This is a genomic window from Streptomyces cyaneofuscatus, assembly GCF_000718135.1.
Classification (GTDB): Bacteria; Actinomycetota; Actinomycetes; order Streptomycetales; family Streptomycetaceae; genus Streptomyces; species Streptomyces cyaneofuscatus.
This window is the reverse complement of the sequence record NZ_JOEM01000001.1, coordinates 703,649-730,465: the sequence shown is the minus strand read 5'-3', so window position 1 is coordinate 730,465 and position 26,817 is coordinate 703,649. Positions and strand designations below refer to the sequence as shown.

The window sequence follows — 26,817 nt, the reverse complement described above, 5'->3', positions numbered from 1 at the left end:
CGCTGAGCTTCCCCGGTAGTCGTATGGCTACAGAGAGGAGCCTTTTGGTGTACGGCGAGAACGTGTGCCCGAATCACGAGAGGTGCCCACGCGTCCCTGATCCCGGAACTCTCCTTGTGGACACCAGTCGTGGGGACCGCGTGGGGGAGTTCCGAGGGGTCGCCGGCTTCTACTGGTCGCTGCGGCCGGTGGGCGGCGGCAGCGAGTGGGAGGTGGAGCCCCGCTACGTACGCCCCGCGCTCCTCATGGAGCAGCTCCGCGCCCGTACCGCCCGCCTCAACGCCCGCAGCCGGGGAGAAGTGCTGTGAACCCCGCCCAGGCGCCCGTCCGTTGGTACGTCGCCGAGAGCCGCGCGGGAGATGCCGCCCGGTCCGTCCGGCTCGGCGGGACCGTCGCTCCGACCCGGCGGCTCGCGCTCCGGTGGCTGCGGCGGCAGGCGCGGCGGTTCGCGGACGCGCTGGACCCCGACCCGTACGCCCCGTGGATTCCGGCCGGCGCCCTGCACCCGGTCACCCGCGCTCCGCGCGACGCACCGGCCGAACTCCGCTCCTGGGCAGGCAGCTTGCGCGAGCACGACTACGCGCTGCTGCGGCTCGCCGACGGGCTGCCGTACGAGTTCGTCGCCCGCGACGCCCTGGCCTGGTACGGGCTCGTCGTCCGTCCGGTGGGCCGGTAGCCGGAGAGTCTTCCCCTCCCTCCCCTCCCTCCCCTCAACCACCAAGGAATCATCCACGTGTTGCAGTGCACCGCCTTCGCCGAAGTCCCCGAGATGGGCACGCTCGTCGTGCTCACCGCCATGCACGCCGAACCGGGCCCGACCCCGACCCCGGCCGTGCCCGGAGTGCCGGAACTGCCTGAGCTGGACGACACGCTGCTGTGTGAAACTGGGCGAGCACGACGAGAAGACCGAGCACGCCGCACAGTTCTGGGCGGGCGAGATGGCCGCCACGCGGGACCTGTGGATGTTCTGGACCGACACGGACACCGACACCGGCATGCGCCGCAGCTTCCGGTTCGCCGAACTGCCCCCGTGCCCCGCCGTCATGCGCACGCTGGCCACCGATGAGCGGGAGGTGTGCGTCCTGTTCGACCGGCACTCCGCCCCGCACTCCTGGGACGTGACCGACCCCCTCGCGGACCTGATGGCGGAGCGGATGCGGGAGGAGGTGGAGCGCGAGCGGGGCGGCGGGGGCGGAGGTGCCGACGGGGGTGGGAAGGAGGGGGATGCTGATGAGGGGGGCGCGGGCGTGACGCCCTCCGGTTAGCCGCCCTGCGCGATCTGGATCAGGTTGCCGCACGTGTCGTCCAGGATCGCCGTCGTCACCGGGCCCATCTCCAGCGGCTCTTGGGTGAACCGCACGCCGAGCCCCCGCAGCCGGTCGAACTCCGCCCGTACGTCGTCCACGGCGAAGGCGGCGGCCGGAATGCCGTCCTCGACGAGGGCCGTCTTGTACGGGCCGACCGCGCGGTGGCGGTCCGGCTCCAGCAGGAGTTCGGTGCCGTCAGGGTCCTCCGGCGAGACGACGGTCAGCCAGCGGTCCGGGCCGCCCATCGGCACGTCGTGCTTCGTCACGAACCCCAGAACGCCCGTGTAGAAGCGAAGGGCCTTCTCCTGGTCGTCGACGAAGACGCTGGTCAGGTGGATCTTCATGAGAGTGCTCTCCTGGTCGGTCGCAGTCGGGAGGGTCCTTAAGGAGGGTCCTCAAGGGGGGCTTCTTAAGGGGGGTCTTAAGGGGTCACGCGTGACTTGTATTAGTTCACGCAGAACTCGTTGCCCTCAGGATCCGAGAGTACGAGCCAGCTCCCGCCCGGTTCGTCGACCGCGCGAAGGGTGCGCGCGCCCAGCGCCACCAGCCGTTCCGCCTGCGCGTCGCGCTCGCCGGGGGCCGTGTGCACGTCGATGTGGAGGCGGTTCTTGACCGTCTTCGGTTCCGGGACGCGCTGGAACAGCAGCCGCCGCCCCAACCCCGTACCGCTCGTCTCGTCGTGCGGGTCGTCCGGGTGCCGGGCTGCCGCGAGGTCGAGCCAGGCGCGGCGGCCGTGGGCGTGGGTGGTGATGGCCTCGGGGACGGCTCCGGCGGCGAGCAACTGCTCGACCAGGGCGCTGTTGTCCTCGATCAGATAGCCGAGGGCCTCGGCCCAGAATCCGGCCTGGGCGTGCGGGTCGGCGCTGTCGATGACGAGCTTCCAGGACAGTGTGCGTGTCATGGAAACCGTTTATAGTGGTTACATGAGTACGAGCGCAATGGACACGCCGGGACGGCCGGAGCCGACCGGGATGTTGCTGGTGCATCCGGACGGCAGCTCGTTCCGGTTCGACCCGGGCGCCCTGTGTCTGGAGCTCCTGCCGACCGGTGGACCCGGGCCCCTCGCGTACTTCGAGGTGCTGCACGGCCCCGATGACGTGGTGCGCTGGGCGGGGGAGAGCCGGCTGCCCGGCGGGCTGGACCTTGCCGTGAGCCCGGCCGAGGTGGCGGCCGCGCGCCTCCTGCGCGACGCGCTCTGGCAGCTGACGGAGGCCCAGGTGGCCGGGCTGCCGCCCGCGCCGGACGACCTCGCCACCGTGAACGACGCGGCGGCGCACCCGCCCCTGACCGCCCGGCTGACCGCCGAGGGGGCGCGGGAGTGGGCGGCGGGCGCGACCGGGACCGCGCTGCTCTCCACCGTCGCGCGGGATGCCGTCGACCTGTTCACGGGGGCGTACGCCCACCGGGTCCGTACGTGCGGCGCCGACGACTGCCGCCTGCTGTTTGTCGACACCTCGCGGCCCGGCAAGCGGCGCTGGTGCTCGATGGAGCGGTGCGGCAACCGCCACAAGGTCCGGGCCCACCGCGCCCGGCTGACCGCTGACTGAAGCTGACCACTGACTGAAGCTGACCACTGGCCGACTGAAGCTGACCACTGACTGAAGGGGTGTGCCATGCCTACCGGACTCACTCAGGACGCGGGCTGGGAGATCGGTGTCTCCCGCACGATCCAGCAACCGCCGCAGGACGTCTGGGAGTTCATCACCGGACCGGAGGGCGTCGCCCTCTGGCTCCGCGCCGAGGGGCCGCTCCCGACGGAGAGGGGCGCTCCGTACCGTACGGCGGACGGGGTCGAGGGCGAGATCCGCAGCTATCGCCCGGGCGACCGCGTCCGCCTCACCCACGGCACGTCCACCGTTCAGGTCGCCGTGTCGCCCGGCAGCACCGAGGACCGGGCCGTCCTCCGCTTCCACCAGGAGCGGCTGGCGAGCGCGGAGGAACGGGAGGAGCGGCGTACGTACTGGAAGGGTGTGATGGACCGGGTGGTGGCCGAGCTGAGCTGACCTGAGCTGACCTGACGGGCTTCGGCCGGGTTACCTCACCCGGTGCACCAACTGCGTGCTCAGCTCGTAGCGGGCGCCGACGATCGCCAGCTGTCCCGCGTTCACCTTGGCGGCGAGATCGGCCTCCCGCGACAGCCGCGAGCGGACCAGCCGCACCTGCGCGTCGATCGTCGCGTCCACCCGTGCGGCGCCGTGGTGCGTGTGGTCGATCGCGGGCTTGATCTGGTCGGCTATGTACTGGATGTGGGCGGGCAACTCCGCTCCCGTCTCCTCCGCCTCCACGGCGGCGGCGACCGCCCCGCACGCCTGGTGGCCCAGGACCACGACCAGGGGGATGCCGAGCTCCAGGACGCCGTAGGCGATGCTCCCGAGAACGGCCTCGTCGAGGACCTCACCGGCCGAGCGCACGGTCATCAGGTCGCCGAGCCCCTGGTCGAAGACCAGCTCCGGCGGTACACGGGAATCGATGCAGCCGAGGATCAGGGCGAACGGGTGCTGGCCGGAGACCAGCGACTGGCGCAGCGGGCGCGCCTCGTGCGGGTGCCGCTGGTGCAGGGTGCGCCACCGCCGGTTGCCCGTCGAGAGCTCCGCCAGCGCGGCGGCGGGGGTGTCGGGTCTGGGGGAGGGGCGTCTGAGGGCCGTGGCTCCGGCCGGGGAGGCGCCGGTGACGAGGCCGGTTCCGGCGGCTACCGCGGCGGTGGCCACGGAGGCGCGGAGCAGGGCACGGCGGCTGGTGGCCACCCGGATTTGATCATGTGGGGTCGTTTTCACGCACGGACGGTAACTCCGTTGTCGTTACCGGACTTTCGTGGCGCCCAAGTCTTGGCGAACTCTTGAACTCTCCTTGGCCCTGGGGCACTTGGAGTCGGCCGCCCGTGATCCAGTGGTCGTGCGCCGACGTCAGTCCGTACGCGGTCGGCAGGCGGCGCAGACGTGCTCGTCCGTCGCCGCCAGCAGCCGCGCGGCGGCCTCCCGTACGGACTGGGGCTGGGCCGACGAGGTGCCCGCGGCCAGCCGGGCAGCCGTCGGGCGGCCCTCCGCCACCGCCTCGTGCGCCGCGTGCGTCCACTCGGGGTGCTGGGCGTGGCCGGCGGCGAGGATCGTGGCGAGCAGGTCCAGCACGCCCGCCCGGTCCTTGACCGTCTCCGTCGCCGCCAGCTCCCACAGGAACGGCACCGCGGCCACCGTCGCGTCGAACACGGCCGGGGCGCCGATCCACTGGTCCAGGTCCCTCAGGGCGTCCTCGGCGGTCGGGCCGTCACCCCAGGCGATCCGCGACAGCATGCCGGGAACCTGGGACGCGGAGCCGTGCGCATGCTGCAGCTCGTGCCACCGCACGTTCCTCATCTCGCCCAGGACAGTCCCCATCCGGGCACTCAATCAGCCTTATCGCACCGCGTCCACCATGCCGGGTGCCCCGTGCAGCCGCCGCAGGTACTCCCGTACGGAACCGGGGTCGCCGGCCGGGGCCACGATCCCCACATGATGGTCGGGCCGGATGACGACAAGACCGCTTCCACCTGCGCCGAAGCCGTACGCGGCTGCCGCATGCCCCTGGTCGTCGATCAGCGATCCGGGCTCCGCCGTGCCGTGGTCCTCGTCGGCGGCGTACACCCGGCAGGCGCGGACCCCGGGCCCCTCTCCGTACGTAGCCGCCACCTCCCGCAGTACCGCCGCGCTCGCGGGGCCGAAGCCGAGGACGGTGGTGTGCGGGCCCGCGAAGGTGCCGTACAGATGCGTGCGCTCCCCGGTCGCGGCGTCCCGGCAGGGGGCGTCGGGGGCGCGGTCGCCGGGGTGCGGGCCGGTGGCCGGGGCATCGGGCGCCTTGCCGGCTTCCGTGCCCGCTTCCGTGCCCGCCAGGCTGCTCCACCGGTAGCCGATGCCGAGCCCCGCCGTCTCCGGGGTCATCGCGGAACTCAGGTTCCCGCCCGGTTCGCGGATCGCCTCCAGAGTGGCCCGCAGCCGGTCGGAGGTCAGGTCGAGGGTCCAGGCGGCGACGGGGAGCCGCTCCTCCTCGTACGTGTCCAGCAGCCCCGCGTCCGCCTGCCCGGTGAGCACCTGGCCCAGCTTCCAGCCCAGGTTGAAGGCGTCCTGGATCCCGGTGTTCATCCCGAGCCCGCCCGCGATGGCGTGCACATGGGCCGCGTCCCCGGCGAGGAGGACCCGGCCCACCCGGTAGCGGTCGGCCATACGGACGTTCACCCGGTACGTCGACAGCAGCTCGGCCCGGGTCAGGTGGCGGCCCGGCAGGCCGGTGTGCTGGGTCAACAGCCGCCGGAAGCCGTCGAGGGTGGGCGCGAGCGGCCGGCCGTCCGCGTCCCGCTCGGGCCCGGCCTGGAACCACCACCCCGTCCGCGTACCGGGAATGGGGCAGAGCATGACCGCCCCGTCCGCGTCGAACCACTGGTGCCACCGGTCCCGGCCCAGGTCCTCGTGGTCCAGCTCCACATCGCCGCTGACCATCACCTGGTCTTCGGCGGTCGTCCCGTCGAAGGTGATCCCGAGCAGTTTGCGTACGGGGCTGTGGGCGCCGTCGCACCCGACGACGTACCGCGCGCGTTCCGCCCGGCCGTCCGCGAACGTCACGTCCACGTGGTGCCCGTCGGCCTCCTCCTCCAGGCCCACGACCTCGCGGCCCAGCTCGACGCGGACGCCGTGACCCGCCAGCCGGGCGCGCAGGATCTCCTCCAGCCGCCACTGGGCGATCAGCCACGGCCGGTCGAACCGCGTGGCCGGTGTCGGGGCCGCGTCCGCCCAGGGGTCGGTCTCGGCGACCGGGCGGTGGTCGCGGTACACGCGCATGGGCAGCGGCGCCGAACCGGCGGCCAGCACCTCGTCCACCACCCCCAGGTCCGCCAGGATCTCCAGGGACCGGGGGTTGGGGCCCTTGGCGCGCGAGGTGCGGGGGTGGGCGGGGGACTTGTCCACGATGCGTACGGCGGCGCCCCGCCGGGCCAGGTCGAGGGCCAGGGTGAGGCCGGTGGGGCCCGCGCCCACGATGAGTACGTCGGTCGAGGCGTCGGTCATGGCTGCTGCTCCTCGGTCACGGTTCCGTCGGAGCCACCAGGGAAACGTAACTGAGTAATAAAAGCAACTAGGTAATCTTTTGTTGGGTCGCGGTCTCCGGCGTTGCGGTCTCCGAGGTCACGGCCTCCGGGGTTGCGGCCTCCGGGGTTGCGGCCTCCGGGGTCGCCGGTGCCGGGGCCGCAGCCGCGGTCGCCAGCAGCTTCGCCGCCAGGACCCGGTTGCGGCGGGCGTTGCGCAGCGCGTCCCAGGTCAGCAGGGAGAGGGCCAGCCAGACCAGCGCGAACCCGGCCCACCGCTCGGGCGGCATCTCCTCGTGGAAGTAGACGATGCCGAGGACGAACTGGAAGACCGGCGCCAGGTACTGGAGCAGCCCCAGCGTCGAGAGCGGCACCCGGATCGCCGCCGCGCCGAAGCAGATCAGCGGGACCGCCGTGACGATGCCCGTCGCGGCGAGCAGCGCCCCGTGGCCCAGCCCCGCGTCTCCGGCGGTGAACGTCGACGCGCCGGTGGCCGTCAGCCAGAGCAGGAAGCCGAGCGCGGGCAGGAACAGGATGGCGGTCTCGGCGGCCAGTGACTCCAGGCCGCCCATGTTGACCTTCTTCTTGACCAGGCCGTAGGTGGCGAAGGAGAACGCCAGGATCAGCGAGATCCACGGCGGCCGCCCGTACCCGATCGCCAGCACGAGTACGGCGGCCAGGCCGGTGGCGACCGCGATCCACTGCACCGGCCGCAGCCGCTCGCCGAGCAGCAGGACGCCCATGGCGATGGTGACCAGCGGGTTGATGAAGTAGCCGAGCGAGGCCTCGACCACCTGGCCGTTGTTGACGGCCCAGATGTAGAGGCCCCAGTTGAGGGTGATGGTCGCCGCCGCCACCGATATGAGGCCCAGCTTGCGCGGGTCGCGCACCAACTCGCCGATCCAGGCCCAGCGCCGGACGACGAGGAGGGCGATCCCGACGACGGCCAGGGACCAGACCATGCGGTGGGCGAGGATCTCGATCGCCCCCGACGGCTTCAGGAGCGGCCAGAAGAGGGGGACGAGGCCCCACATCCCGTACGCGCCGACTCCATACAGCAGGCCGGCCCGCTGTTCGTTCTTCCCCTTCACGGGCCCCTCCCGGACTGCCTGTGCCGGCGCGTCTGCCCGACGGGATGACGGTAACGCCGGAAGAGCCTCATGTCATAGCCGTCTCAGGTAAACACTCATGACACTCGCGACACAGGTGGGGGGAGGGGCTGGTGAGGGTCCTGCGGGCAGGAGGTCAGACGGCGGCGAGCGCCGCGCGTACGGTCGTGGCCAGCGGGGTCGTCGGGCGGCCGGTCAGCCGGGCCAGGTCGCCGCTCGTCCCCGCCAGCCGCCCGCGCGCGATGGCCTCGTCCACGTCGGTGAGGATCGCGGCGAACCCCTCGGGCAGGCCCGCGCCGACCAGGATCTCCTGGTGCACGGCGGCCGGGACCTCCTTGTACGCGATCTCCTTGCCGGTCACCTCGGACAGCAGGGCCGCGTACTCGGCGAGCGACCAGGCGGTGTCGCCGCTCAGCTCGTAGGCCTTGCCGAGGTGGCCCTCGCCGGTCACCACGACCGCAGCCGCGGCGGCGTAGTCGGCCCGGGAGGCGGAGGCGATCCTGCCCTCGCCCGCGTTGGCGACGACCGCGCCGTGCTCCAGGACGGGAGCGAGGTTGGCGGTGTAGTTCTCCGTGTACCAACCGTTGCGGAGGAAGGTGTAGGGCAGCCCGGAGTCCAGGATCAGTTGCTCGGTGGCCTTGTGCTCGTCGGCCAGCAGGAAGTCCGCGTCGGGTCCGCCGAGGATGCCGGTGTACGCGAGCTGCGCCACGCCCGCCGCCTTCGCCGCCTCGACGATCGCGGAGTGCTGCGCGACCCGCTTGCCCACCTCGCTGCCGGAGATCAGCAGCACCCGGTCACCGGCCCGGAAGGCCTCGGCGAGGGTCTCGGGATGGTCGTAGTCGGCGATACGGAGCTCCACGCCCCGGGCCGCCAGCGCGGCGGCCTTCTCCTTGTTGCGGACGACCGCGACGATCTCGCCGGCCGGGACCGTGGCCAGCAGTTCGTCGATGACGAGGCGGCCGAGTTCTCCGGTGGCTCCGGTGACGACGATGCTCATGGGGGGCTCCTGCTGTCGGTGATTGCTTTCGTGCTTTCCCGATCCAGCGTAGGGCGAGCACTAACTAATGGAAAGTACCCACTTTGAAGTAAGGTACTGGCATGGGAGTGAGTGAGCGCAGTACGGGAGCGGCCTCGGCGGGTCCGATCGGCCTGGAAGGTCTGCCGAAGCCCGTCCAGGACGTCAACCAGCCGATGTGCCCGTCGCGCGGGGTGCTGGAGCATGTGACGAGCCGCTGGGGTGTCCTCGTCCTGGCGGCTCTGCTGGAGCGCTCGTACCGCTTCAGCGAGCTGCGCCGCACGATCGGCGGGGTCAGCGAGAAGATGCTCGCCCAGACCCTCCAGACCTTGGAGCGCGACGGCTTCGTCCACCGGGACGCGAAGCCGGTGATCCCGCCCCGGGTGGACTACTCGCTCACCCCGCTCGGCACCGAGGCCGCCGAACAGGTGTGGGCGCTCGCCCGCTGGACCGAGCGCCAGGTGGACACGGTGCAGGCGGCGCGCAAGGCGTACGACAAGGCCCGGGCCTGATCCCCCTGGTCGTTCCGGTGGTGCCGGTCGTTCCAGTCGTTCTGGTCGGGGGATCGGGTCCGGGCCGTGGCCGTGACTCCGCGGCGGGTCAGTGACTCCGCGGCGGGCCAGCCGATGGCGGCGGCGGGTCAGCCGATGACGGTCCAGGTGTCGGCCCCGGCGAGGAGCGCGCCGAGGTCGCCCTTGCCGTCGCGCTCCACGGCGGCGTCCACCTGGTCGGACATCAGGGTGTCGTAGACGGGCCGCTGGACGCTGCGCAGCACCCCGATGGGGGTGTGGTGCAGGGTGTCCGCGTCGGCGAGCCGCGACAGCGCGAACGCCGTCGTGGGGGAGTCGGCGTGGGCGTCGTGGACGAGGACCTGGGAACGGTTCTCGTCGGTGACGGCGACGACCTCCAGGTCACCGGTGGCCTGGTTGCGGACCACGCCCTTGGTGCCCTCGGCACCGAAGAGGATCGGCTCCCCGTGTTCGAGGCGGATGACGGCCTCGGCGGCCTGCTCCTTGTCCTTGAGGACCTCGAAGGCGCCGTCGTTGAAGATGTTGCAGTTCTGGTAGATCTCCACCAGTGCCGTGCCCGGGTGCTCGGCCGCCGCGCGCAGCACGCTGGTGAGGTGCTTGCGGTCGGAGTCGACCGTGCGTGCCACGAACGAGGCTTCCGCGCCGAGGGCGAGGGACACCGGGTTGAAGGGCGCGTCGAGCGAACCCATCGGCGTCGACTTGGTGATCTTGCCGACCTCGGAGGTGGGGCTGTACTGGCCCTTGGTCAGCCCGTAGATCCGGTTGTTGAAGAGCAGGATCTTGAGGTTGACGTTGCGGCGCAGGGCGTGGATCAGGTGGTTGCCGCCGATGGAGAGCGCGTCGCCGTCACCCGTGACGACCCAGACCGACAGATCGCGGCGGGAGGTGGCGAGCCCGGTGGCGATGGAGGGGGCGCGGCCGTGGATGGAGTGCATCCCGTACGTGTTCATGTAGTACGGGAAGCGGGAGGAGCAGCCGATGCCGGAGACGAAGGTGATGTTCTCCTTGGCCAGCCCCAGCTCCGGCATGAAGCCCTGCACCGCGGCGAGGACGGCGTAGTCGCCGCAGCCGGGGCACCAGCGCACCTCCTGGTCGGACTTGAAGTCCTTCATGGACTGCTTCGCCTCGGCCTTGGGCACCAGCTGCAGCAGCTCGTTGTGGAGCAGTTCCTGGGTGTCAGGCATCGATGGCCTCCTTGAGCGCTGTGGCGAGCTGCTCGGCCTTGAAGGGCATTCCGTTGACCTGGTTGTAGCTGTGGGCGTCCACCAGGTACTTCGCCCGCAGCAGCATCGCGAGCTGTCCGAGGTTCATCTCCGGGACGACGACCTTGTCGTAGCTCTTCAGCACCTCGCCGAGGTTTCTCGGGAAGGGGTTGAGATGTCTGAGGTGGGCCTGGGCGATGGGCTGCCCGGCGGCGCGGAGCCGGCGGACGGCGGCGGTGATCGGCCCGTACGTCGAACCCCAGCCGAGCACCAGCGTCGCCGCTCCGGCGGGGTCGTCGACGACGAGGTCGGGGACCTCGATGTTGTCGACCTTGGCCTGGCGGGTGCGGACCATCAGGTCGTGGTTGGCGGGGTCGTAGGAGATGTTGCCGGTGCCGTCCTGCTTCTCGATCCCGCCGATGCGGTGTTCGAGGCCGGGGGTGCCGGGGATGGCCCAGGGGCGGGCCAGGGTCTGCGGGTCGCGCTTGTAGGGCCAGAAGACCTCGGTGCCGTCGGCCAGGGTGTGGTTCGGGCCGGTGGCGAAGGGGGTGGTGAGGTCGGGCAGGCTGTCGGTCTCCGGGATGCGCCACGGCTCGGAGCCGTTGGCCAGATAGCCGTCGGAGAGCAGGAACACCGGGGTCCGGTAGGTCAGGGCGATCCGGGCCGCATCGATCGCGGCGTCGAAGCAGTCGGCCGGGGTCTGCGGGGCCACGATCGGCACCGGGGCCTCGCCGTTCCTGCCGTACATCGCCTGGAGCAGGTCGGCCTGCTCGGTCTTGGTCGGCAGGCCGGTGGAGGGCCCGCCGCGCTGGATGTCGATGATCAGCAGCGGCAGCTCCAGGGAGACCGCGAGCCCGATCGTCTCCGACTTCAGCGCCACACCCGGCCCCGAGGTCGTGGTCACCCCCAGCGCCCCGCCGAACGCCGCGCCCAGCGCCGCCCCGATCCCGGCGATCTCGTCCTCCGCCTGGAAGGTGCGCACGCCGAAGTTCTTGTGGCGGGACAGCTCGTGCAGGATGTCCGAGGCCGGGGTGATCGGGTACGAGCCCAGGTAGAGCGGCAGGTCCGCCAGCTGCCCGGCGGCGATCAGGCCGTAGGAGAGGGCGAGGTTCCCCGAGATGTTGCGGTAGGTGCCGGTGGGGAAGGCCTGCGCGGCCGGAGCGACCTCGTAACTGACGGCGAAGTCCTCGGTCGTCTCGCCGAAATTCCACCCGGCCCGGAAGGCGGCCACGTTCGCCTCGGCGATCTGCGGCTTCTTCGCGAACTTCTGCCGCAGGAACGTCTCCGTCCCCTCGGTCGGCCGGTGGTACATCCAGGACAGCAGCCCGAGCGCGAACATGTTCTTCGACCGCTCGGCCTCCTTGCGGGAGAGCCCGAACTCCTTCAGCGCCTCGATCGTCAGCGTCGTCAGCGGCACCGGGTGGACGTTGTACGCCTCCAGCGACCCGTCCTCCAGCGGATTGGTCGCATACCCCACCTTCGCCATCGGGCGCTTGGTGAACTCGTCGGTGTTGACGATGATCTCCGCGCCGCGCGGCACGTCGTCGATGTTCGCCTTCAGGGCGGCGGGGTTCATCGCGACCAGGACGTTGGGTGCGTCGCCGGGCGTGAGGATGTCATGATCGGCAAAGTGGAGCTGGAAGGAAGAAACCCCTGGCAGGGTGCCTGCGGGGGCCCGGATCTCGGCGGGGAAGTTCGGCAGGGTGGAGAGATCGTTCCCGAACGATGCCGTCTCCGAGGTGAACCGGTCACCCGTGAGCTGCATCCCGTCACCCGAGTCACCCGCGAAACGGATGATCACCCGGTCCAGGCGGCGGACCTCTTTCCCGTCGCCTTCGGTGGTTCCCGTCGTTCCTGACAGGGGGGCGCGCTGACCCCCGAGGACGGCGTCGTTGGCCTCATCGGCCTTCTCTGCCGCGCTACTGACCTGGCTCGTCACTGAACTGGACCTCCCTTGGGGCGGCGGTTCGGAACCGTCCGGCCAGCCGGCGGCTCCAGAGGCAACCCTACGTCCGTGCGGTTCGCCCTCCAGGGGCCGATCATATGGTGGACGCTGTTTTGAGACGCTTTTTTAGCCCGTTTTGTCATCTTTCTCAAGCCCCCCGATCGCTGATGGAAGTGCTCTGCTCGTAGGTCTTTGGTGCTAGGTCCTCCCGCCCAGGACTGCCCGGTGGAGGTTCGCCGGACACCCTCGGGGGAGATCCATAGGGTGCACGCCGGGTGCTCACCCGGCGCTCACCGGCGGGTCTGGCGATCGCTGACAGAGTGTCAGATCGCTAGGAGTTCAGGTAGGTCAGCACGGCGAGGACGCGCCGGTGATCGCCGTCGCTGGGCGAGAGCCCGAGCTTCTGGAAGATGTTGCTGACGTGCTTCTCCACCGCCCCGTCGCTCACCACGAGCTGCCGGGCGATCGCCGAGTTCGTCCGGCCCTCGGCCATCAGACCCAGGACCTCCCGCTCGCGCGGCGTCAGGCCCGTCAGCACGTCCTGCTTGCGGCTGCGGCCCAGCAGCTGCGCCACCACCTCCGGGTCCAGCGCCGTCCCCCCGTGCGCCACCCGTACGACCGCGTCCACGAACTCGCGGACCTCCGCCACCCGGTCCTTGAGGAGGTACCCCACGCCCCGGCTGCTGCCCGCCAGCAGCTCGGTGGCGTACTGCTCCTCCACGTACTGCGAGAGGACCAGCACCCCTATCCCCGGGTACTCCTTCCGCAGCCGCACCGCCGCCCGAACGCCCTCGTCGGTGTGGGTCGGAGGCATCCGCACATCGGCCACCACCACATCGGGCAGCGCCTGCTCCGCCCCGAGGTCGGCCACGGTCTTCAGCAGGGCCTCGGCATCGCCCACCCCCGCGACCACGTCGTGCCCGAGGTCGGTGAGCAGGCGGGTGAGCCCTTCCCGCAGCAGGACCGAATCCTCGGCGATGACTACCCGCACTCTGTTCTCCACGTGCTGCACGACGCTGCGTCCCCCGCTGTCCTGAGTCTCTGAGGCGCCGTGCTTCTGTGCGCACCGCGCCCGACACCCCCAGCATCCCAGGCCCGGGGCACGGATGGGGGCCCTGTGGATAACGTGCCCGATCCGGCCACCCAGCGGGAAACTCCGCCACCGGCGCGGAGCCGGCGGCGGGGCCGGCGGCGGGGCTGGCGGTGGAGCGCCGACGGGGCCGGCGGTGGAGCGCCGACGGGGCCGGCGACGCTGCCGCCCACGGCTGCGCGGGCGGTTGCGCGGGTGGTCAGCCGCGCCAGGGCAGCTCCGCGGTGACCGTCGTCGGGCCGCCGGCCGGTGAATGCACCACCAGGACCCCGTCCACCGCGTCCAGGCGCTCCGTCAGCCCGGCCAGACCGCTGCCGGCCGAGGTGGACGCGCCGCCCCGCCCGTTGTCCGTGACCTGGAGCATCAGCCGGTCGGACGTCCGCCACACATCGACCGTGGCCCGGGTCGCCCGCGCGTGCTTGCTGACGTTCTGCAAGAGCTCCGACACGGTGAAGTACGCGATGCCCTCGATGGCCTGCGCGGGCCGGGCGTCCAGGTCCACCTCGACCGTGACGGGGACGGTGCAGCGGGAGGCGATGGCGGAGAGGGCGGCGTCGAGACCGCGGTCGGTGAGGACGGCGGGGTGGATACCCCGGGCGAGGTCGCGCAGTTCCTGGAGGGCCACCTTGACCTCGCCATGGGCCTCGTCCACCATCCGCGCGGCCGCCTCGGGGTCGTCGCTGAGCTTCTCCTTCGCCAGCCCCAGATCCATGGCCAGGGCGACGAGGCGGGCCTGCGCGCCGTCGTGGAGGTCCCGTTCTATCCGGCGCAGGTCGGCGGCGGCGGTGTCCACCACCACGCCCCGGTCCGACTCCAGCTCCGTGACCCGGGCGGAGAGCGCGGACGGGCCCAGCAGGCCGGACACCATCAGCCGGTCCACCGAGAGCAGCCCGCGCACGATCCACGGCGACACCAGCACCAGCACCAGGCCCACCGCGCTCGTCGCCGCCAGCTCGACGGGCGAGTCCAGATACTGCGCGTGGGTACGGTCCCCGTACAGCTGGAGGCCGTCGATGCCCGCGAACACCGGGAAGACCCAGTGCCACAGCGGATACGTCAGCGCCGCCAGGCCGTACGTCCAGAACGTCACCGACACGCAGAACGTGAACACGGCCCAGGGGAAGTGCAGCAGCGCGTAGAGAAGGTGACGCCAGGAGACCCCACTCTTCAGGACGGCACCGATCCACGACATCGGGCCGCCGCTCTTCCCCCGCACCCGCACGGGCTCCGCCACGTCCAGCTTCAGCAGCCCGCGCGCCCGGGCCCGCTCCATCACCCCGAACCCCCGGCAGGCGGCCAGGCCGACGGCCAGCAGCGGGATCCCGATGAAGGTGATGAGCAGGCCCGCGCTGACCGAGGTCATGGTGATCGCGAAGACGAACACCACCGTGCTCAGCGGCAGGCTCAGCACGACATAGAGCAGCTCGCGCCAGCTGCGCGCCTCCAGAGGCGCCCGCAGGGCCGCCGGGAGGAAGTGCTTCACCGGCGCCTGCCCCTGGGGCCCGGCGCCCTGACCTGTGTGGCCGCGTGTGCCCGATCCCTTGTGGTCCCGGGTGTCCGGTCCGTATGCCGTGGCCATGAGTGCCGTCCGTTCCGTCTCTTCTGTCGATCGGCGGGGTGTTCCGCTTCCCTGCTCCGCGATTTCCCTGCTCCGCGGTCGTGTTCGTCCGCCGCGGACCGTGCTGCGTCAAGCCGTGTCACTTCAAGCTCTGCTACTTCAAGCTCTCTGCTACTTCAGGCTCTGCTACTTAGAGCTCTGCTACTTCGAGCTGTGCTCCTTCAAGGGTGCTGGGCCGCCCTCTCCGGCACCATGTGGCCGGTCTCCGTATCGGTACGGGGGTTTTCCCCACCCCCGTACGCCGGCGGAGCGCTCAGGAGGCCCGGCTCTCCGCCGGGACCCGGTCGCGCCAGGGCAGCTCGGCGGTGACGGACGTCGGCCCGCCCACCGGAGAGTCCAGGACGAACAGCCCGTCCACCGCCCCCAGCCGCTCGGCCAGCCCCGCCATCCCCGTACCGCCGTCCATCCGAGCCCCGCCCGAACCGTCGTCCGTGACCTGGATCAGCAACCGCTCCGCCGCACGCCACACCTTGACGGAGGCGGAGCGGGCACCGCTGTGCTTGCTGACGTTCTGAAGGAGCTCCGAGACGGTGAAGTAGGCGATGCCCTCGATCGCCTCCGCCGGGCGCCCCGGCAGATCCACCGACACCGTGACGGGGACGGTGCAGCGGGAGGCGATGGCGGAGAGGGCGGCGTCTAGACCGCGGTCGGTGAGGACGGCGGGGTGGATACCCCGGGCGAGGTCGCGCAACTCCTGGAGGGCCACCTTGACCTCGCCATGGGCCTCCTCCACCATCCGCGCGGCCGCTTCCGGATCGTGCGTCAGCTTCTCCTTCGCCAGCCCCAACCCCATCGCCAGGGCGACGAGCCGGGCCTGCGCGCCGTCGTGGAGGTCCCGCTCGATCCGGCGCAGGTCGGCGGCGGCGGTGTCCACCACCACGCCCCGGTCCGACTCCAGCTCCGCGATCCGCCGCTCCAACTCGTCCGAGGGCGACAACAGCCCCCGCACCATCGCCCGGTCGGCCGTCGTCAGCCCGCGGGCGATGAACGGGAGGACCGGCCACAGCACGAACAGGCTCACCAGCGTCACCGCGAACGTCAGGACCCCCCACGGCAGCCGGATGAACGCGTAGAGCAGGGAACGCCACCCCACCGGGTCCTTCAGCCCCGACCAGAGCCAGGTGAAGACCCCCTCGTCCCCGCGGCCTCGCGGCAACGGGCTCGGCTCCTCGATCCGTACCCCGAGCAACGACCGCGCCCGGCCCCGCTCCACCCGGCCCAGCCACCGCGCGCCCCGCAACCCGCTGACGAGCACCGGCAGTCCGATCACGGTGACGGAGAGGCCCACACCGACGGTGATCACGAGGAGCGCGTAGACGAAACCGGCGATGGCCATCGGCAGATCGGCCAGCAGGTGCGCGATCTCCCGCCAGGTCCACCGGTCGAGGGCGAGGCGGGCGGGCGGCAGCCGGTCGGGGGCCGGCACGGAAGGGCTCATGGTCATGGCACCAGCCTGCCGGGCGGTGTCCGCGCACGCCATGGGGCTCGTAGGTGGCGTGAAGTAGGGATAACCCCACCTGTGTGCGACGCGGCTGCTTACTGTGCGTTTATCAGGGCCTAGACTCCCGTGCGTACAGAGGGGCCTCGGATACGTTCGGGGCGACAACCGGATGACGAGGAACATGGGGTGGACGTGAGGGACGTGGCGTACGTGCCGGAAGTGCCGCACGTGGCGTACGTGCCGGTCCACCAACAGACCACCCTCGCCTCCGAGTACTTCCAGAGCTACTCGGTGGTCGGCCTGCTCGCCCTGGTCGGCGTCCTGTTCGTCGCCGTCGCCTTCGGGGCGGGACGGCTCCTGCGGCCGGTGGTCCCGACGCCGGAGAAGCTCCTGACGTACGAGTGCGGCGTCGACCCGGTCGGCGAGGGCTGGGCCCACACCCAGGTCCGCTACTACGTCTACGCGTTCCTCTACGTCATCTTCGCCGTCGACTCCATCTTCCTGTTCCCGTGGGCCACGGTCTTCGCGGCACCCGGATACGGCGCGACCACGCTGGTGGAAATGTTCATCTTCCTCGGCTTCCTCGCCGTGGGACTGCTCTACGCATGGAAGAAGGGCGTCCTCGCATGGGCCTGACGAGCCGGCCGACCTCCGCAGAGCAGCAGCCGGAACCCTCCGCCGGCCCGCAGGCGGCAACCGGGCCGGAACCGGTGCTCCTCCCGGAACCGAAGCGTCTCGGCATCCTCTCCCGGCTCGCGCCCGAACCGATGAAGGTCGTCCTCAACTGGGGCCGCCGCTACAGCCTCTGGGTCTTCAACTTCGGACTCGCCTGCTGCGCCATCGAGTTCATCGCCGCCTCCATGGCCCGCCACGACTTCATCCGGCTCGGCGTGATCCCCTTCGCCCCCGGCCCCCGCCAGGCGGACCTGATGATCGTCTCCGGCACGGTGACGGACAAGATGGCCCCGGCGGTGAAGCGCCTCTACGAGCAGATGCCCGAACCGAAGTACGTCATCTCCTTCGGCGCCTGCTCCAACTGCGGCGGCCCCTACTGGGACTCGTACTCCGTCACCAAGGGCGTCGACCAGATCATCCCCGTCGATGTGTACGTACCCGGCTGCCCGCCCCGGCCCGAGGCGCTGCTCCAGGGCATTCTCAAGCTCCAGGAGAAGATCGCGCGCGAGTCCCTGGCGGAGCGGTACGCCAACGGCCCCTCCAGCGGCACCCCCTCCACGGCGGCGCTGCGCAGCGGCCTGGTCACCGCACCGGCACCGGCGGCGAAGGCTCCGGGAACGGAACCGGGGGAGGAGCAGCGGTGAGCGAGCGTCAGCATCAGGCCCACCACCCGTACGACCGGCTCCCGGACGCCGTCACAGACCTCTTCGGCGAGGGTGCGACGGCGGAGTCGGCCTACGACCTGCTCACCGTCGACGTCCCCGCCACGGAGTGGATCACCGCGCTGCGGACCGCCCGCGACGACCTCGGCTGCAGCTACTTCGACTGGCTCAGCGCCGTGGACGAGCCGGGCACCGGCTTCCGCGTCTGCGTGCACGTAGCGGCGCTCGGCGACGGCACGGTCCGCCGGCTGATGCTGCGCACGACCGTCCCGCACGACGCGGCCGTCCTGCCCAGCGCCATCGACGTCTACGCGGGCGCGGCCTGGCACGAACGCGAGACGCACGAGATGTTCGGCGTCGCCTTCGAGGACCACCCGGGCCTCGCCCCGCTCCTGCTGCCGGAGGGCTTCGAGGGCCACCCGCTCCGCAAGGACTTCGTCCTGGCCGCGAGGGTCGCCAAGGCCTGGCCCGGAGCGAAGGAGCCCGGCGAGTCCGAACACGGCGGCCCCAAGCGCCGCACGATGCTTCCGCCTGGCGTCCCGGACCCGAACGAATGGGGCCCCCTCAAGGGCCAGCTCCCCCCTGCCACGGCTCGCCCGGGCCGCGCAGCCCGCCCGGCGGCGACGGCCACCGACCGCCCACCCCGCCGCACCCGCTCGGCGACCGAGGGCTCAGCAGCGCAACGCCCGCAGACGGACCCGCCGGCGCCCGGGGGCCCCGCGTCCGGACCGTCGGGCGAGGCCTCGCCGGAGGCCGTACAGCCCCCGCCCGGGTCCACGCCTCCGGGGGGCGCGTCGCCCGGCGACGTACCGGCCGGATCGCCCCGGCCCGACCGCCCGCGCCGCTCCCGCTCGGCGGCCGACGGTTCGGCGAGCCAGCAGCAGGCCCCCGAGGCCGAAGCGCCGCGCCCGCCGCGCCGCTCCCGCTCGGCCTCCCAGGGCTCGGCGAGTCAGCGCACCCGCGCCACGGACGCCCCCTGGCACGACGCCCAGCCGGCGTTCGACGACCCGGATGCCCCTTCTCAGCCCCTCCGACGTTCGAGGAGCGGGGGTTCGGGGGCGGAGCCCCCGGTTCGGGAAGGGGCGGGTAGGGGAGAAGCCCCGCGCAGCGGCCCCACCCCCGACCCCACCGAGCCCGAACCTGAGTCCCAGCCCCAGTCCCAGCCCCAGTCCAAGCCCCAGCCCGACCCCGACCACCCCGACCACCCCGCCGGAGGCGATACCGAGTGAACGACGTGTCCGATGTCGCCCTCCGCCTGGCCATCGTCTTCGTCGTGTTCCTGGTCGCCCCCCTCCTCGTGGGCCAGACCGAACACAAGGTGATGGCCCACATGCAGGGCCGCCTCGGCCCCATGTACGCGGGCGGCTTCCACGGCTGGGCCCAGCTCGTCGCGGACGGCGTGAAGTTCGCGCAGAAAGAGGACGTGGTCCCGGCCGCCGCCGACCGCCGCGTCTTCCAGCTCGCCCCCGCCGTCGCCCTCCTCCCGTACCTCCTCGTCCTCGTGGCCATCCCCGTCGGCCCCGGCGACGGCGCGGTCGGCCAGGTCGTCGACGCGGGCATCTTCTTCGTGCTGGCCGTCATGGGCATCGGCGTCCTCGGCTCGCTCATGGCCGGCTGGGCCTCGGCCAACAAGTTCTCCCTCCTCGGCGGCCTCCGCACCGCCGCCCAGCTCCTCTCCTACGAACTCCCGATGCTCCTCGCCGCCGCCTCCGTCGCCATGGCGGCCGGCACGGTTTCGCTCACCGGCATCCTCGACGCCTTCGCGTGGTGGTGGCTGCCCTGGCAGATCGTCGGCGCCCTGGTCTTCTTCGTCGCCGGCCTCGCCGAACTCCAGCGCCCGCCCTTCGACATGCCGGTCGCCGACTCCGAGATCATCTTCGGCGCGTACACCGAGTACACCGGGCTGCGCTTCGCCCTGTTCCTCCTCGCCGAGTACGCGGGCATCGTCATCCTCTGCGCCCTGACCACCGTCCTCTTCCTCGGCGGCTGGCACGGCCCCTTCGGAGCCGACGGACTCGGCTGGCTCTGGACCCTCCTCAAGACCGCCCTCCTCGCGTTCGTCGTCATCTGGCTGCGCGTCAGCTACCCGCGTCTGCGTGAGGACCAGTTGCAGAAGCTCGCCTGGACCACCCTCGTCCCCCTCGCCCTCGCGCAGATCGCGCTCACCGGCATCGTGAAGGTGGCGATCAACTGATGCCCCCGATCCCCGGTTCAGGCCTCGCCAAGGGCCTCGCCGTCACCCTGCGCACGATGACGAAGAAGACCGTCACCGCGCAGTACCCCGACACCCAGCCCGAACTCCCGCCCCGCTCCCGGGGCGTCATCGGGCTGTTCGAGGAGAACTGCACGGTCTGCATGCTCTGCGCCCGTGAGTGCCCCGACTGGTGCATCTACATCGACTCCCACAAGGAGACGGTGCCGCCTGCCGCGCCCGGCGGGCGCGAACGCAGCCGCAACGTCCTCGACCGCTTCGCCATCGACTTCTCCCTCTGCATGTACTGCGGTATCTGCATCGAGGTCTGCCCCTTCGACGCCCTCTTCTGGTCGCCCGAATTCGAGTACGCGGAGACCGACATCCACGAGCTCACCCATGAGCGGGACAAGCTCCGCGAGTGGATGTGGACCGTGCCGGAGCCGCCCGCGCTCGACCCCGGGGCGGAGGAGCCGAAGGAGATCGCCGCCGCCCGCAAGACGGCCGACAAACTCGCCGCGCAGCAAGCCCCGCAGGCCCCGCAGAGCGAGGAAGGAGGAACCCCATGACGCACTCCATCGCATCGCCCTTGGCCGCAGCCGTCGCCGACCACCCGGGCTTCCTCTCCCCGACCGGTGTCGAGATCGCGTTCGTCCTGGTCGGCCTCGCCACCCTCGGTGCCGCCGTCATCACCGTCACGACCAGGCAGCTGGTGCACGCCGCCCTCTGGCTCGTCGTGGCGCTCGGCGGACTGGCCGTCGAGTACCTCCTGCTCACCGCCGAGTTCATCGCCTGGGTGCAGGTACTGATCTACGTCGGTTCCATCGTCGTCCTCCTTCTCTTCGGCCTGATGCTCACCCGGGCCCCCATCGGCCGCTCCCCGGACGCCGACTCCGGCAACCGGTGGGTCGCCCTGGGCGTCGCCCTCGCCGCGGCGGCGGCGCTCGTCTGGATCGTCGTGGACGCCTTCCGTACGACCTGGATCGACCTCGAAGGACCGGCCCAGGGCTCCACCGCCGTCACCGGAGCCTTCCTCTTCCGGAACTGGGTCCTCCCGTTCGAGGCGCTCTCCGTCCTGCTGCTCGCCGCCCTCGTCGGCGCCATCGTCCTGTCCCGCAAGCACGACACGGACGCGGCGGTCCGGTCCGCCCCGGACACCGCCGCCCGACGCGACCAGGGCCGGAGCAAGGGCGAAGGCCCCGGCAAGGAGGGACAGAGCTGATGCACCTCGCCTATCCCGCCGTACTCGCCGCCCTCCTCTTCTGCACCGGCCTCTACGGCGTCCTCGCCCGCCGCAACGCGATCCTGGTCCTGATGTCCGTCGAGCTGATGCTCAACGCGGTCAACCTCAACCTCGTCGCCTTCGACGTCTGGCTCCGCGACACCCTCCACTCCGGCCAGGCCCTCACCCTCTTCACCATCGCCATCGCCGCCGCCGAGATCGGCATCGGCCTCGCGATCGTCCTCGCCGTCTACCGCAACCGCGGCTCCTCCGACATCGACCGGCTCCGCGACACCGCCGAGACCGACGAGGCCGACGCAGAGATCGACGCGGCCGACGCCGCCGACGCAGCGAGCGTCAGCGCCGACGCCCAGCCCCACCGCCGCGCCGAACCGGCAGGGAAGAGCACGAACGCAGGGACCACCACGAACGCAGAGGCCACCTCGTGACCACGACGACCCTCGCCGCCCTCGTCCCGCTCCTCCCCTTCCTCGGAGCCGTCGCCGGCCTCGCGCTCGGCCGCACGGCCCCCGGCTTCGTCCGCCCCCTGGCGATCCTGCCGACGCTCACCGCGGCCGTCGTCGCCGTGATCGTCGCCGTCCGCCAGGGCGGCGGCCGTGCCATCGACGCCGCGACCCAGCTCACCCCCACCGGGTCGGTCCCCATCGACCTGGCGCTGCACCTGGACGGCTTCGCCGTACTGGTCGCCGTCCTCGTCACCGTCGTCGCCACCTGCGTACAGCTCTACTCCACGGCCTACCTCCGCGACGACGCCCGCTACCCCTCCTACGCGGCCCTGGTCTCCCTCTTCACCTCCGCGATGCTGCTCGTCGTCTACTCCGGCGACCTCATGGTGCTCCTGGTCGGCTGGGAGATCATGGGCATCTGCTCGTACTTCCTGGTCGGCCACTACTGGGAGACGCCCGAAGCCCGCGCCGCGTCCCTGAAGGCGTTCCTCGTCACCAAGCTCGGTGACGTCCCCTTCCTGATCGGGCTGTTCGCCCTGGCCGCCGACACCGGCAGCTTCCGGATCACCAAGATCCTCGCGGCCGTCACCAACGGCGGCCTGGACCACCCCACCCTCATCGCCCTGCTGCTCCTCGCGGGCGTCGCCGGGAAGTCCGCCCAGTTCCCCCTGCACACCTGGCTGCCCGACGCGATGGCCGGTCCCACCCCCGTCTCCGCGCTCATCCACGCCGCGACGATGGTCGCCGCCGGGATCTACTTCGTGGCCCGGCTGCTCCCCGTCTTCGCCGCCTCCGGCGCGGCCCTGGTCGTCCTCGCCGTGATGGCGGCCGTGACGATGATCGGCTCCGGACTCGCCGCCCTCGCCCAGGACGACATCAAACGCGTCCTCGCCTACTCGACGATCGGTCAGCTCGGCTACATGTCCGGCGCCCTGGCCGTCGGCGACCGTGGTGCCGCCGTCTTCCACCTGATCTCGCACGGTGCGTTCAAAGCGGTCCTCTTCCTCGCGGCCGGCGTCGTCATCCATGCCGCCGGCACCAACTCACTCGCCGCCATGTCCCGCATGGGCGGCCTCGCGCGCCGGATCCCCGACGCCTACTGGACGATGACCGTCGCCCTCCTCGCGCTCGCCGCCATCCCGCCGTTCGCCGGCTTCTTCTCCAAGGAAGCCGTCCTCGTCGCCGCCGAGCACACCGCCATGGGGGACCGGACCGTCGCCCCCGCAGCCGCGGGCTGGACGATCCTCGTCGCCGGGCTGCTCGCCGCCGCCCTCACCGCCGCCTACGCCACCCGCTTCTGGCTCCTCGCCTTCAAGGGACGCGGCGCCGAAGTCCCCGACCACGGCCGCCAGCCGCTCGCCATGACCTCCGTCCTGTGGGTCCTGGCCGTCCCCACCATCGCCTTCGGCCTCACCGCGGGCGTGATCGGCGACTGGTTCGACGGACACGCCCTCACCCCGTCCCTCACCACGGCCGTCCTCTCCACCGGCGTCGGCCTCGTCGGCGGCCTTGTCACCTACGGCGCCTGGCGCCACACCACGGCGCTCGCCGCCCGTACCCCCATCGGTGCCGTGGCCGCCCACCCCGGCGCCGAACCCGCCCTCGTCGAAGCCGAGGCCATGACGTCCCACACCGCCGCCTACGGCACCATCGCGGACGCCGCCGACCCGGCCGACCCCGGACGCCTCCTCCTGGGCCCGCTCCACCGCCACGCGGTCACCGGCTTCCACCTCGACGCCCTGTACACGGCGGTGTTCGTCCGGCCCGTCCAGCAGGCCGCCCGTCTCGTGCGCTTCCTGGACCGCACGGTCGTCGACACCTACGTCGACGGATCGGGCGCCGCCACCCGGCTCCTCGGCACCGCCGTACGCCGCGCCCAGACCGGAAACGTGCAGACCTACCTCAGCGTCCTGCTCGCCGGTTCCCTCGTCCTGGCGATCGCCGCCGTCGTCTTCGCCAACGTCAACGCGGGGTCGTGACCGTGATGGATATCAGCCCGTCCGTGATGCAGTTCCTTCTCGCGTTCATCGTCGTCGCCCCGCTCCTGGGCGCCGTCGCGGCGCTGCTCCCCGCCCCGCCCGGGCTCAGGGGCAAGAACCCCGACCAGGCCGTGCTCCGCCACGGCGTGACCGTGACCGGCGCCGTGCTCATCGCCGCGATCGTCCTGGCCACCGGCTTCGACCACGACCAGCCCGCCACGATGCAGGCGACCACCGACATCAGCTGGATCCCGGCGCTCGGCGTCCGCATCCACCTCGGCATCGACGGCATCTCGCTCCCCCTCCTCCTGCTGACCGCGCTGCTGACCTTCCTCTGCGCGCTGTACAGCTACTTCAAGCTGCCTGCGGGCCCCTCACCGAAGGCGTTCATCGCCCTCGTCCTCGTCCTGGAATCCGGCACCCTCGCCACCTTCGCCGTCCTCGACCTGCTGCTCTTCTTCCTCGCCTTCGAGATGGTCCTCATCCCGATGTACTTCCTCATCGCCCGCTGGGGCGGTGACCAACGGCGCGCCGCCGCCTGGAAGTTCATCCTCTACACGCTGCTGGGCTCGGTCGTCATGCTGCTGGGCCTGCTCCTCATCGGGCTGAAGAGCGGCACCTTCGACATGGTGGCACTCGCCACTGACAACGGCCGTGGCCTCACCACATCCGTGCAGGTCATCGCCGTTCTCGCGATCGGCGTCGGGCTCGCCGTGAAGACCCCGATGTGGCCGCTGCACAGCTGGCTCCCCGACGCCCACACCGCCGCGCCCACCGTCGGTTCGGTGCTCCTCGCGGGCGTCCTGCTGAAGATGGGAACGTACGGATTCGTCCGGATCCTGCTCCCCATCGTGCCCGACGGCATGCGCACCTTCGCGCCCTACCTCGCCGCGTTCGCCGTCGTCGGCATCGTCTACGGGTCGCTCGCCTGCCTGGCCCTCGCCCGCAACGGCGCCAAGGGCGACCTCAAGCGGCTCATCGCGTACTCCTCCGTCGGCCACATGGGCTTCGTGCTCCTCGGCATCGCCACCATGACCCCCACCGGGGTCAACGGCGCGCTCTTCGCCAACATCGCCCACGGCCTCATCACCGGCCTGCTGTTCTTCCTGGTCGGTGCCATCAAGGACCGTTACGGCACCGCCGACCTGGACACCCTCGCCGGTGCCACCGGAGCCGCCCTCTACGGCCGGGCGCCCCGCCTCGGCGCCCTGCTGGCCTTCGCCGCAGTCGCCTCGCTCGGCCTGCCCGGACTCGCCGGATTCTGGGGCGAGATGCTCACCCTGTTCGGCGCCTACAGCCCCGCCGAGGGCCTCAGCCGCCCGGCGTTCCGCACCTTCATGGCCATCGGCGCGTTCGGCACCCTGCTCACCGCCGCGTACATGCTCATCGTGGTCCGCCGCGTCTGCATGGGCGAGCACACGCCCCACTCCCAGCTCTCGCCCGACGACCGGACCCCGCCCCCGGCGGACGGCCCCGGGCGGCCCACGGCCGCCGGAAGCCCCCCGCAGCTCGCCGACATCCAGACGTACGAAGCCGCCGCCTGGACCCCGCTCGCCGCCCTCACCGTCCTCGCCGGACTCTGGCCCGCGATCCTCCTCGGCCTCACCGATCCGGCCGTGCAGAAGCTCCTCGCAGGAGGCAAGCCGTGACCGCGGACCTCAGCACCGCCCCGGGCGCCCTCACTGCGGCGGCCGGCACCGCCCCCAGCGTCGTCCAGTCCATCGACTGGCTCGCCATCGCGCCCCCCACCCTCACCGCGCTGGCCGCCCTGCTCGTGCTCGTCGCCGACCTCTTCCTCCCCGGGCACCGCAAGAAGCTCCTCGGCTACGGAACCCTCACCGCGCTCGCCGCCGCCCTCGCCCTCCTCATCCCGCTGCGCGCCGGCGACCGCTCCACCTTCTGCGTCACCACCGGCGCCCAGGCGTGCAGCTACACCGCCGACCACTTCACCCTGGTGATCCAGGCCCTCGTCCTGGGAGGGGCGTTCCTCACCGCGCTGCTCTCCCTCGACGACACGCGGAAGCTCCCGGCGGGCGAGTACTGGTTCCTGCTCCTCGCCTCCGCGGCGGGCGCGGCCCTCCTGCCCGCCTCCCGCGACCTCGCCACCCTCGTCGTCGCCCTGGAAGTCGCCTCGCTGCCCGCCTTCGCCCTGGTGGGCATCAAACGCGGTGACCGGCGCTCCTCCGAGGCCGCGCTCAAGTTCTTCCTCTCCTCCGTCGTCGCCACCGCCGTCATGCTTCTCGGCGTCAGCTTCGTGTACGCGACGACGGGCACCCTGCACCTCACCGAGATCGCCGCCCACCTGGACGACGTACCCCCGGTGCTCGACACCCTCGCCAAGACCGGTGTCGTCCTCACCCTGGTCGGCTTCGCCTTCAAGACCGCCGCGGCCCCCTTCCACTTCTGGGTCCCCGACACCTATGTGGGCGCCCCCCTCCCGATCGCCGCCTATCTCTCCGTCGTCGGGAAGACCGTCGGCTTCTCGGGCCTCATCCTCGTCACCGTCATCGCGTTCCCCTCTTATGCCGACGTCTGGGGCCCGGCGGTAGCCGTCCTGGCCGCCCTCACCATGACCGTCGGCAACGTCGCGGCGCTCCGCCAGAAGGCCGACCGCGCCCGCAGCGCCGTCCGGCTCCTCGCCTGGTCCTCCGTCGCCCAGGCCGGCTATCTGCTCGTCCCGATCGCCGCCGCCGCGTACTCCAGCGACGAACAGATCGGCTCCACCATCGCGTACGCCCTCATGTACGCCGTCGTGAACCTCGGCGCTTTCGCCGTCGCGGCCCTCGTCGCCCGTACGGAACCAGGCAACCGCATCGCCGACTACCGGGCCCTGTACGCCACCCGCCCCCTCGCCGCCCTCGCGCTCGGCTTCTTCCTGCTCTGCCTGGCCGGACTGCCGCCCGGCATCATCGGGCTCTTCGCCAAGGTCACCGTCTTCTCGGCGGCCGTCGACGCGGGGCTCGGCTGGCTCGCCGTCGTCATGGCCGTCAACGTGGTGATCGCCCTCTACTACTACCTCCAGTGGACCGCGATCCTCTTCAGGAGCCCGGAAACCGCGGCCGCGACCACCGGAACACCTGCCTCCGGAACACCGCACCGATTCCGGGCCCCCGCCCCGCTCACCACGGCGATCGTCCTCACCACGGCCGTCGGCATCCTCCTCTCCGGGGCCCCGCAACTGGTCCTGAGGTTCGCCGCCGTCAACCTCTTCTGACGCCCTTCGGAGGCGGAAGATCGGTTTGCCCAGGGCGGCCGCCACAGGGCAAGGTCGTGGCTGCATACGTCACGTACAGGGCGAAGACGTACGAAATCCATAG

At 71.6% G+C, this 26,817-nt stretch carries 28 protein-coding genes; 16 read left to right on the top strand and 12 right to left on the bottom strand.

Annotation, left to right across the window (positions count from 1 at the left end; all coding sequences use genetic code 11):
• The first annotated feature begins 47 nt into the window (after positions 1-47).
• From IF17_RS0103555 to IF17_RS01000000136115, 3 genes are all read left to right on the top strand, one after another.
• The gene (locus IF17_RS0103555; protein WP_030561998.1) at positions 48-308 is read left to right on the top strand and encodes a hypothetical protein; all 261 of its coding nucleotides are present in this window, start codon (positions 48-50) and stop codon (positions 306-308) included.
• The gene (locus IF17_RS0103550; protein WP_030561996.1) at positions 305-676 is read left to right on the top strand and encodes a hypothetical protein; all 372 of its coding nucleotides are present in this window, start codon (positions 305-307) and stop codon (positions 674-676) included. Before IF17_RS0103555 ends, IF17_RS0103550 begins: the two co-directional genes overlap by 4 nt.
• A 202-nt stretch (positions 677-878) precedes the next feature.
• Positions 879-1,265 (top strand): hypothetical protein, encoded by a 387-nt coding sequence (locus IF17_RS01000000136115; RefSeq protein ID WP_425315157.1) that lies wholly within the window; start codon positions 879-881, stop codon positions 1,263-1,265.
• On the opposite strand, the gene IF17_RS0103540 is transcribed toward IF17_RS01000000136115, so the two are convergent.
• Both IF17_RS0103540 and IF17_RS0103535 read right to left on the bottom strand, forming a co-directional pair.
• Positions 1,262-1,651, bottom strand: coding sequence for a VOC family protein (locus tag IF17_RS0103540; protein WP_030561994.1), 390 nt, complete (start codon positions 1,649-1,651; stop codon positions 1,262-1,264). The two genes, IF17_RS01000000136115 and IF17_RS0103540, sit on opposite strands and share 4 nt — an antisense overlap.
• 101 nt (positions 1,652-1,752) lie before the next feature.
• Complete coding sequence (locus IF17_RS0103535) at positions 1,753-2,208, bottom strand: VOC family protein (protein WP_030561992.1); 456 nt, start codon at positions 2,206-2,208, stop codon at positions 1,753-1,755.
• Between the two features lie 22 nt (positions 2,209-2,230).
• Between IF17_RS0103535 and IF17_RS0103530 the strand changes: the two genes are divergently transcribed.
• The gene (locus IF17_RS0103530; protein WP_167344502.1) at positions 2,231-2,854 is read left to right on the top strand and encodes a CGNR zinc finger domain-containing protein; all 624 of its coding nucleotides are present in this window, start codon (positions 2,231-2,233) and stop codon (positions 2,852-2,854) included.
• A gap of 66 nt (positions 2,855-2,920) precedes the next feature.
• A complete protein-coding gene (locus tag IF17_RS0103525) occupies positions 2,921-3,310 on the top strand; it encodes an SRPBCC domain-containing protein (protein WP_030561989.1) in 390 nt (129 codons plus the stop codon).
• 30 nt (positions 3,311-3,340) lie between these two features.
• Here the strand turns inward: IF17_RS0103525 and IF17_RS0103520 are convergent, their stop codons facing one another.
• The 5 genes from IF17_RS0103520 to IF17_RS0103500 all read right to left on the bottom strand — a co-directional run bounded on the left by IF17_RS0103520 (position 3,341) and on the right by IF17_RS0103500 (position 8,460).
• Positions 3,341-4,081 (bottom strand): carbonic anhydrase, encoded by a 741-nt coding sequence (locus IF17_RS0103520; protein WP_030561987.1) that lies wholly within the window; start codon positions 4,079-4,081, stop codon positions 3,341-3,343.
• A 129-nt stretch (positions 4,082-4,210) separates the two neighbouring features.
• Entirely contained in the window at positions 4,211-4,678 is a 468-nt protein-coding gene (locus IF17_RS0103515; protein ID WP_030561985.1) for a hypothetical protein, read from the bottom strand.
• An 18-nt stretch (positions 4,679-4,696) separates the two neighbouring features.
• Positions 4,697-6,337: an FAD-dependent oxidoreductase gene (locus tag IF17_RS0103510; protein ID WP_030561983.1), complete on the bottom strand. Its 1,641-nt coding sequence runs from the start codon at positions 6,335-6,337 to the stop codon at positions 4,697-4,699.
• Positions 6,338-6,404: 67 nt separating this feature from the next.
• Positions 6,405-7,445 (bottom strand): EamA family transporter RarD, encoded by a 1,041-nt coding sequence (gene rarD, locus IF17_RS0103505; protein ID WP_030561982.1) that lies wholly within the window; start codon positions 7,443-7,445, stop codon positions 6,405-6,407.
• 154 nt (positions 7,446-7,599) lie between these two features.
• On the bottom strand, positions 7,600-8,460 hold the full coding sequence (locus IF17_RS0103500) for an SDR family oxidoreductase (RefSeq protein ID WP_030561980.1): 861 nt from the start codon (positions 8,458-8,460) through the stop codon (positions 7,600-7,602).
• A 101-nt stretch (positions 8,461-8,561) separates the two neighbouring features.
• On the opposite strand from IF17_RS0103500, the gene IF17_RS0103495 reads away from it, so the two are divergent.
• Entirely contained in the window at positions 8,562-8,990 is a 429-nt protein-coding gene (locus IF17_RS0103495; protein ID WP_030561978.1) for a winged helix-turn-helix transcriptional regulator, read from the top strand.
• Between the two features lie 128 nt (positions 8,991-9,118).
• On the opposite strand, the gene IF17_RS0103490 is transcribed toward IF17_RS0103495, so the two are convergent.
• The 5 genes from IF17_RS0103490 to IF17_RS0103470 form a co-directional block, all read right to left on the bottom strand.
• The gene (locus tag IF17_RS0103490) at positions 9,119-10,192 is read right to left on the bottom strand and encodes a 2-oxoacid:ferredoxin oxidoreductase subunit beta (protein ID WP_030561976.1); all 1,074 of its coding nucleotides are present in this window, start codon (positions 10,190-10,192) and stop codon (positions 9,119-9,121) included.
• Positions 10,185-12,149, bottom strand: a complete 1,965-nt coding sequence (locus IF17_RS0103485) for a 2-oxoacid:acceptor oxidoreductase subunit alpha (RefSeq protein ID WP_030561974.1) — start codon at positions 12,147-12,149, stop codon at positions 10,185-10,187. Before IF17_RS0103485 ends, IF17_RS0103490 begins: the two co-directional genes overlap by 8 nt.
• A 337-nt stretch (positions 12,150-12,486) precedes the next feature.
• On the bottom strand, positions 12,487-13,146 hold the full coding sequence (locus tag IF17_RS0103480) for a response regulator transcription factor (RefSeq protein WP_018510635.1): 660 nt from the start codon (positions 13,144-13,146) through the stop codon (positions 12,487-12,489).
• Positions 13,147-13,444: 298 nt separating this feature from the next.
• On the bottom strand, positions 13,445-14,824 hold the full coding sequence (locus IF17_RS0103475) for a sensor histidine kinase (protein WP_030561972.1): 1,380 nt from the start codon (positions 14,822-14,824) through the stop codon (positions 13,445-13,447).
• 292 nt (positions 14,825-15,116) lie between these two features.
• Positions 15,117-16,307: a sensor histidine kinase gene (locus tag IF17_RS0103470; RefSeq protein ID WP_030561970.1), complete on the bottom strand. Its 1,191-nt coding sequence runs from the start codon at positions 16,305-16,307 to the stop codon at positions 15,117-15,119.
• A gap of 183 nt (positions 16,308-16,490) precedes the next feature.
• Here IF17_RS0103470 and IF17_RS0103465 point away from each other — a divergent pair, with 183 nt between their 5' ends.
• Genes IF17_RS0103465 through IF17_RS0103420 form a run of 10 tightly spaced genes read left to right on the top strand, consistent with a single transcriptional unit; the run spans position 16,491 to position 26,714 of the window.
• Entirely contained in the window at positions 16,491-16,940 is a 450-nt protein-coding gene (locus tag IF17_RS0103465) for an NADH-quinone oxidoreductase subunit A (RefSeq protein WP_018510632.1), read from the top strand.
• On the top strand, positions 16,931-17,623 hold the full coding sequence (locus IF17_RS0103460) for an NADH-quinone oxidoreductase subunit B (RefSeq protein ID WP_030561967.1): 693 nt from the start codon (positions 16,931-16,933) through the stop codon (positions 17,621-17,623). The genes IF17_RS0103465 and IF17_RS0103460 overlap by 10 nt, the downstream gene beginning before the upstream one ends.
• Entirely contained in the window at positions 17,620-18,870 is a 1,251-nt protein-coding gene (locus IF17_RS0103455; RefSeq protein ID WP_030561965.1) for an NADH-quinone oxidoreductase subunit C, read from the top strand. Before IF17_RS0103460 ends, IF17_RS0103455 begins: the two co-directional genes overlap by 4 nt.
• Entirely contained in the window at positions 18,867-19,835 is a 969-nt protein-coding gene (locus IF17_RS0103450; RefSeq protein ID WP_030561964.1) for a complex I subunit 1/NuoH family protein, read from the top strand. Before IF17_RS0103455 ends, IF17_RS0103450 begins: the two co-directional genes overlap by 4 nt.
• A complete protein-coding gene (locus IF17_RS0103445) occupies positions 19,835-20,401 on the top strand; it encodes a NuoI/complex I 23 kDa subunit family protein (RefSeq protein WP_030561962.1) in 567 nt (188 codons plus the stop codon). The genes IF17_RS0103450 and IF17_RS0103445 overlap by 1 nt, the downstream gene beginning before the upstream one ends.
• Positions 20,398-21,054 carry an NADH-quinone oxidoreductase subunit J family protein gene (locus tag IF17_RS0103440; protein ID WP_030561960.1) on the top strand — a complete coding sequence of 219 codons (657 nt, stop codon included), beginning with the start codon at positions 20,398-20,400 and terminating at the stop codon, positions 21,052-21,054. The genes IF17_RS0103445 and IF17_RS0103440 overlap by 4 nt, the downstream gene beginning before the upstream one ends.
• On the top strand, positions 21,054-21,503 hold the full coding sequence (gene nuoK, locus IF17_RS0103435) for an NADH-quinone oxidoreductase subunit NuoK (protein WP_030561959.1): 450 nt from the start codon (positions 21,054-21,056) through the stop codon (positions 21,501-21,503). The genes IF17_RS0103440 and nuoK overlap by 1 nt, the downstream gene beginning before the upstream one ends.
• Complete coding sequence (locus IF17_RS0103430) at positions 21,500-23,500, top strand: NADH-quinone oxidoreductase subunit 5 family protein (protein WP_030561958.1); 2,001 nt, start codon at positions 21,500-21,502, stop codon at positions 23,498-23,500. Before nuoK ends, IF17_RS0103430 begins: the two co-directional genes overlap by 4 nt.
• Positions 23,497-25,149 (top strand): NADH-quinone oxidoreductase subunit M, encoded by a 1,653-nt coding sequence (locus IF17_RS0103425; protein WP_030561956.1) that lies wholly within the window; start codon positions 23,497-23,499, stop codon positions 25,147-25,149. Before IF17_RS0103430 ends, IF17_RS0103425 begins: the two co-directional genes overlap by 4 nt.
• A complete protein-coding gene (locus IF17_RS0103420; protein WP_030561954.1) occupies positions 25,146-26,714 on the top strand; it encodes an NADH-quinone oxidoreductase subunit N in 1,569 nt (522 codons plus the stop codon). Before IF17_RS0103425 ends, IF17_RS0103420 begins: the two co-directional genes overlap by 4 nt.
• Positions 26,715-26,817: the final 103 nt, after the last annotated feature.

Excerpts from the sequence above, each read along its gene's own strand:
- IF17_RS0103540 (WP_030561994.1), bottom strand. The coding sequence starts at position 1,651 with ATGAAGATCCACCTGACCAGCGTCTTCGTCGACGACCAGGAGAAGGCC.
- IF17_RS0103535 (WP_030561992.1), bottom strand. The coding sequence starts at position 2,208 with ATGACACGCACACTGTCCTGGAAGCTCGTCATCGACAGCGCCGACCCG.
- IF17_RS0103530 (WP_167344502.1), top strand. The coding sequence starts at position 2,231 with ATGAGTACGAGCGCAATGGACACGCCGGGACGGCCGGAGCCGACCGGG.
- IF17_RS0103525 (WP_030561989.1), top strand. The coding sequence starts at position 2,921 with ATGCCTACCGGACTCACTCAGGACGCGGGCTGGGAGATCGGTGTCTCC.
- IF17_RS0103515 (WP_030561985.1), bottom strand. The coding sequence starts at position 4,678 with ATGGGGACTGTCCTGGGCGAGATGAGGAACGTGCGGTGGCACGAGCTG.
- IF17_RS0103510 (WP_030561983.1), bottom strand. The coding sequence starts at position 6,337 with ATGACCGACGCCTCGACCGACGTACTCATCGTGGGCGCGGGCCCCACC.
- IF17_RS0103500 (WP_030561980.1), bottom strand. The coding sequence starts at position 8,460 with ATGAGCATCGTCGTCACCGGAGCCACCGGAGAACTCGGCCGCCTCGTC.
- IF17_RS0103495 (WP_030561978.1), top strand. The coding sequence starts at position 8,562 with ATGGGAGTGAGTGAGCGCAGTACGGGAGCGGCCTCGGCGGGTCCGATC.
- IF17_RS0103490 (WP_030561976.1), bottom strand. The coding sequence starts at position 10,192 with ATGCCTGACACCCAGGAACTGCTCCACAACGAGCTGCTGCAGCTGGTG.
- IF17_RS0103475 (WP_030561972.1), bottom strand. The coding sequence starts at position 14,824 with ATGGCCACGGCATACGGACCGGACACCCGGGACCACAAGGGATCGGGC.
- IF17_RS0103470 (WP_030561970.1), bottom strand. The coding sequence starts at position 16,307 with ATGACCATGAGCCCTTCCGTGCCGGCCCCCGACCGGCTGCCGCCCGCC.
- IF17_RS0103460 (WP_030561967.1), top strand. The coding sequence starts at position 16,931 with ATGGGCCTGACGAGCCGGCCGACCTCCGCAGAGCAGCAGCCGGAACCC.
- IF17_RS0103445 (WP_030561962.1), top strand. The coding sequence starts at position 19,835 with ATGCCCCCGATCCCCGGTTCAGGCCTCGCCAAGGGCCTCGCCGTCACC.
- IF17_RS0103440 (WP_030561960.1), top strand. The coding sequence starts at position 20,398 with ATGACGCACTCCATCGCATCGCCCTTGGCCGCAGCCGTCGCCGACCAC.
- nuoK (WP_030561959.1), top strand. The coding sequence starts at position 21,054 with ATGCACCTCGCCTATCCCGCCGTACTCGCCGCCCTCCTCTTCTGCACC.